General features: G+C 29.4%; 4 protein-coding genes. 3 read left to right on the top strand and 1 reads right to left on the bottom strand.

Annotated features, from left to right (window positions below):
- A partial coding sequence (locus HGPT_RS05960; protein ID WP_019138925.1) for a hypothetical protein occupies positions 1–867 on the top strand: 867 nt, incomplete at its 5' end.
- Positions 868–1054: 187 nt separating this feature from the next.
- Here the strand turns inward: HGPT_RS05960 and HGPT_RS05955 are convergent.
- Positions 1055–2722, bottom strand: coding sequence for an LTA synthase family protein (locus HGPT_RS05955; protein ID WP_019138924.1), 1668 nt, complete (start codon positions 2720–2722; stop codon positions 1055–1057).
- Positions 2723–2861: 139 nt separating this feature from the next.
- On the opposite strand from HGPT_RS05955, the gene HGPT_RS05950 reads away from it, so the two are divergent.
- Positions 2862–3134: a hypothetical protein gene (locus tag HGPT_RS05950; protein ID WP_019138923.1), complete on the top strand. Its 273-nt coding sequence runs from the start codon at positions 2862–2864 to the stop codon at positions 3132–3134.
- 93 nt (positions 3135–3227) lie between these two features.
- Positions 3228–3670: hypothetical protein (locus HGPT_RS09190; protein ID WP_019138922.1), on the top strand; the 443-nt coding region annotated here is incomplete at its 3' end.

The raw sequence follows: 3670 nt of genomic DNA, 5'->3' as shown, positions 1-3670 counted from the left end.
ATGAAGTTAAAGAGCAAAAAAATATTATACATTTTACTTTATCTTTTGTCCTTTGTAATTTCTTTGGGATTTTTATTTCTTGTTACAAAAATTGAATTTATTCCAATAATTAACAATATTATACTTGGTCTTAACTTTTTATTATTTTTAGGCTTACAAATTTTCTCTATTTGCAAAATTTTGAATTTTGATTTTAATAAATATTTTAAAATTTTCACAGGGATAGTTTTAACAGGAATTTTGCTCTTATCCATATTTTATTTATTTTTGGCATCTGTCTTTTCTGGGAAGGAAGACCGAAATCTAATCTATGATGGGGATAAATATTATGTCTTAAATGTGGGCTGGATGGATCCAATATACGAAGTCTACAGAAAAAATTTTATAAACATGGAAAAGTTAAGTGAAGATGAAATAAAAAATACCTTTACTTATTTAAATAAGATTGAGGACCAAGACACAAGAGAAATTTTAAAATTTTTGATTAAAAGAAATGAAGAGTCAGAAAAATTCACAAATGAAGATAAGGATAAAAAGCTGCCAGAAAAGGAAGGAATTAAAAAAACAGAAAATAAAGATGAAATTTTAAAAGATTTTAAAAAAGAAGACGCCATAAAAATAGAAAATTCTAACTTTGCTCTCTTGGAAGTTGATAGGGCAGGTGCAAGGTCACGCTGGTTTTTTGTAAAAATTTCTGGAGACAAGATAAAATTTATATCTGAACTCGAAGAAACTAGCCCCAAAGTTTCTGGAAGGATGGATGAAGATGGAGTCATACATTTGGACTTTGAGGACATAAATAATAATAAAAGCAACTACATTTCAAGAGATGGCGGAAGGACTTTTGAAAAAATAAAGAGTCAGTGATGGAAGTCACTGATTTTTTATTGGAAAAAATAAAAAGTGCAGAAAAATTTACATCTGCACTCTTTTAAAAATTTAATAGTAAAAGTTTTTATTGGCAAAATAATCTATGGATTTTATAAATCTTTGTATCTCTTTAAATTTTTCACTTTCTGAATCGTAATATACATCCTCGTATTTTAAGATATTGTCATTGAAAACACTTAGACCAGGCAGTTCTTTTTTGGATAATTTGCATATATTTTGGACCAGACCAGCCAAGTTCTTTAAAGGCATAATTCATCAATAATTGTGATGAAATTTCAGGGCCCTCTCCAAGGAAATCTTTGTTAAGAGATTTTTTTAAAGATTCATTTGCCCACAATATATAAGGTGTGCTACATCTATTTAAATAACCCTCTTTTTTGTCGGCAGATATATCTATTCCAAGATCCTTATAACCAATATCATCTTGACCAAGAAAGGGTTTGTGATCCCCGAAAACTATTACAAGAGTTGGACTTTCAAAGTCATTTACATCGTCCAACAATTTTTTTAGAGAATCTCCACTAGATTTTATGCCAGTGAAATAGTTATTTACAATATTGTAGCTTTCTTCTGTGGAAAAATTTTCTTTTGGGATATATTCTTCGCTGCTTTTTGAACTTTCATAGGGTCCATGATTTTGCATAGTGACTGTAAAGGAAAAATAGGGGCTTCCATCTTGAGTCTGTTTTTTGTAATCTTTTATTATGTGTTCTCGCAAATTTTCATCGGTGAAGTGCTTGCCACCTTTTTCGTAATCTTTGAAATAATTTTCCATATATAAGAAATTATCAAAACCTAATTTTGGATTTACATTTCTCCTGTTATAAAAACCTCCGTTGTGAGGATGCATTGCCATGGTCTTGTAGCCTTGACTTTTGAGATACCAAACATAGGAGTTTACTGGTCTATAGTATCTTGAATAATAGGAAGAACCCAACAAAAAAGATCTTTCGACAAAGGCAGTTCCACCTCCAAACATGTTGTTTATTAGTCTGCCCTGGATGCTGTTTTCTTTTATTTCCCTAAAACTTTTATAAGGGTCTTTTGAAAAATCAATGTTAAATTCAGAAAAATCGCTATAAGACTCTAGCATAATACCAATTATATTTATTTTTTCATCACTTGGGATGTCTGAATCATCATAAGATGTCCAAACTTCTCTTGTAGACTTTTCATTGTAGCCATCAGGCTTTGTGGTTATAATTTCATTTAAAGAATGGACAAAAGCATAGACCATGCCGCGAGCTTTTTCTTGTTCAACTTCTACAAAATCATTAAAACCATAGACCCTATTGTCTGCATAAAGTTTTTGGGATAAAAGAATATTTTTGGAAGCAAATAAAATTATTATAGAAAATAGAAGTCCCACAAGCCTAAATTTTTTGGGCATTTTATATTTTCTAAAGATAAATAAGAAAACAATAAGAGCTAGAGAGGAAATAATTATAAGTCCAAAAAATCTTGGAAGAATAATGGAATAGTCGTCCTTTAGCATTGTCATTGCTTCTCCAAAAAGTTTTAAGTCGGAAAAGCGAATATTTTCATATCTGTAGTGGAGCTTTGAAATATTTGCAAGTCCCATAGAAATGAAAATTACAAAATTAAATATAGCTGTTAAAAAAATTCTCCCTGAAGCAAAATATAGGACTAAATTTAAAATAAAAATTGGCAAAAAATTTAATGCTACTATATTTTTATTATCTATGTAAAGGAAAAACAAATTTTTACTTATTTCTTGATTTGTAAATAAAAAAGAAATAAAGACTGTGAAAATTGACATAAGAGATATTAAAAATAAATCTATAAGTATATTTTTTAAATTATTTTTCATAAAATCACCTCTTAAAAATTTTTATATTAAGATAATATCAAAAGAAGTAAGAAGAATCTAACTATAATTTTTTAAATAGGGTACAATTTAACAAAGTATAGCTTATAAAAATACCTAAGGCTAATAAAGGAGGAAATATATGGAATTTATTCTTGGAATATTGGCAATGTTTTTTGCTGCAGCAAATGTAATAGCTTGGTTATATGGAAAGGATCCAACAAAATACAGATTTCTCAGCATGGCATTTACAAGTTTAACTATTTTTGCCTTTTACAATATGGGAGCAGAATTTCTTGTAAAAGAAGATTTTGCAGGAGCCATGGATGTCATACCAACTATATCAAGAACTCTTTTTATGTGTACTATTGCCTCAATAATTATTAATGGAATAACTCTTTTTAAGAGAAAATAAATATTTAGAATTTTCAAAAATTTATTAAGATTTTACAATATTATTAATTAACAATGATATAATAAAAAACTAAGTTTTTTGGAGGGAATATAGTTGAAGGATAAAAAATTTTCTAGAGCTATGTTATTTATTATATTATTTGGAATTGTCAGTCTTTTTTCAGACATGACCCATGAAGGTGCATCGAGCATTAGAGGTGCTTATTTGGCACTGCTTGGTGCATCAGCTGGGACAATTGGTTTTATATCTGGACTTGGCGAACTTGTGGGTTATTCTATGAGATATGTCTTTGGAAAAATTACTGACAAGACTAGAAAATATTGGCCTATGGTAATTTTTGGCTATATACTTGATATTTTAGCTGTGCCAGCACTTGCCCTAGTTGGTGATAAGGGTTGGATTGCTGCATCAATTTTATTGGTCATCCAAAGAATGGGAAAGGCAATAAAAAAACCTGCCAAGGATACAATAATGTCCTTTGCTGCAAGTCAGGAAGGAGTTGGAAAATCCTTTGGCATTCAAGAGATGTTAGATCA

Origin of the sequence: Peptoniphilus timonensis JC401 (assembly GCF_000312025.1) — a bacterium.
In the GTDB taxonomy this organism is placed as follows: Bacteria; Bacillota; Clostridia; order Tissierellales; family Peptoniphilaceae; genus Peptoniphilus_A; species Peptoniphilus_A timonensis.
Note: the sequence above shows the minus strand (reverse complement) of the source record. Positions and strands in the feature narration are given on the sequence as shown.

Coding starts and splice junctions, on each gene's coding strand:
- HGPT_RS05950 (WP_019138923.1), top strand. CDS start 2,862: ATGGAATTTATTCTTGGAATATTGGCAATGTTTTTTGCTGCAGCAAAT.
- HGPT_RS05955 (WP_019138924.1), bottom strand. CDS start 2,722: ATGAAAAATAATTTAAAAAATATACTTATAGATTTATTTTTAATATCT.